This window comes from Chrysanthemum yellows phytoplasma (assembly GCF_000803325.1).
GTDB classification, from domain to species: Bacteria; Bacillota_I; Bacilli_A; order Acholeplasmatales; family Acholeplasmataceae; genus Phytoplasma; species Phytoplasma asteris.
On record NZ_JSWH01000197.1, the window covers coordinates 1 to 1545 of the forward strand.

Genomic DNA, 1545 nt, shown 5'->3' on the forward strand with positions numbered 1-1545 from the left:
TTGAATTGCGGCACTATAGTATTTTCTTGTACTTTTATCATTTCTTCTATTTTTTGTAATTTTTCTCGTTTTTCGATTAATTTATTTTTATTGTCTTCTAAGGTTATTTTAGTTGCTTCATGGGCTTTTTGTTCGTCTTTTATTTGTTCTTTGAGTTTATTGATTTCATGACGGAGTTCGGCGTTTTCTTCAATATATTTAGCAGAAGCATTTTCTAAAGCCTTAATTGTTCCTTCTAAAGTTTCGATATGAAGGCCTTGTTTTACCCATTTGTCGATTTGTTGTTCTAATTCCTCACTTAAACGGTTAATTTCATTTGCTTGTTCGTTGATGATTTGGTTTAAGTGGGTGATTTCTTGTTCTTTTTGGTAGATAGTTGCTTGATATTCTTTTTCTTTTTGTTGAAAATTATTAGTTAATTGATTGATTTCCTTTTTGAGTTCTTGTTTTTCTTGTTCAGGTAAAGCTTGGTTGGTTATTAATTCTTGGTTTTTCCTTTCGATTAAAGATTTTTGTTCTTGGAGTTGGTTTTGGAGTTGTTCGGTCATTTGGTTTTGTTCGTTGATTTGATTGATTAATTGATTAATTTGTTTTTCTTTTTCCGTGTTGATCGTTTTTTCTTGGTGAAGATCAGTTTCTAATTGATTAATCTTTTGATCTTGGGTAAAGATTTCATTTTTTAGAACGGATTTTTTCAGTTTGTTGATTTATTTCTTTTTGAAGTTCTTGTTTTTCTTGTTTCGATAGTTTTTGATTGTTTTCTAATTCTTCTTGTTTTTGAGTTAGATCATGTTCTAAATTGGCTTTTTGAGTTTCTAAAGTTAAACTATTAATTTTTTCTTGTTGGAGTTGGATTTCTAATAAGTTTTTCGCTTTGATGATTTCTTCAGGAGTTAATTGTTGAGTTTCCCTTGTTTTGTTAGTTTCTTTTAATTCCTCGCCAAGTGGTAGTGTGTGTTGGAGTTGTTCTTGTTGCAATAAGGTAGGTTCAGTTGTTGGTTCAACTGAACCTTTATCAGGGATTGTTAAGGTTACCAGTTTTACTTTCTTCTTGAGTTGTTTCTTCTTTAACTTCATTATTATTAGTTAAAGTTGATTCTTCATTTTCAATAATAGTTGGATTGAATGGTTGTTGAATAGATGGTGCTTGTAAGATGGGTTTGGAAGTAGCTTTCTTTTTAATGATAGTTTTAGTTCCTTTTTTGATAGTCTTTTTCTTGCCACTTTTTAACCAATGACCGATTTTTCCAAGTCATAAACAAATTCCGATGACGCTTAAAGTAGTGGCTAGATAATAACCTAATTTCTCTTTTGGCGAAGGATTTTGATTAGGATTTTATCATTACCTGTTACTTTATTATAGATATACTCGATAACTTGACGAATTGGTTGGATAGCTTTATCATAAAACACTTTAGTTTTAGTCACGGCATTGCCTGTAAAAGCGTTAATTGCGCTGTTCCGTTTTTTTAGACAAATTTTGTCTTTAAAATTGTTCTTTAAGACTTAAAATTAAGTAGATAATTTCATATCTTTTCAAACTAA

At 29.8% G+C, this 1545-nt stretch carries 1 protein-coding gene and 2 pseudogenes; all 3 read right to left on the bottom strand.

From position 1 onward, the window contains the following. Positions 1 to 548: pseudogene (locus OL66_RS03160) on the bottom strand (hypothetical protein); the annotation flags it as partial. A gap of 124 nt (positions 549 to 672) precedes the next feature. Further along, a complete protein-coding gene (locus OL66_RS03165) occupies positions 673 to 1077 on the bottom strand; it encodes a hypothetical protein (RefSeq protein WP_034172439.1) in 405 nt (134 codons plus the stop codon). After that, positions 1016 to 1452 (bottom strand): annotated as a pseudogene (locus tag OL66_RS04410) (hypothetical protein); the annotation flags it as partial. The gene OL66_RS03165 and the pseudogene OL66_RS04410, both read right to left, overlap by 62 nt. Positions 1453 to 1545: the final 93 nt, after the last annotated feature.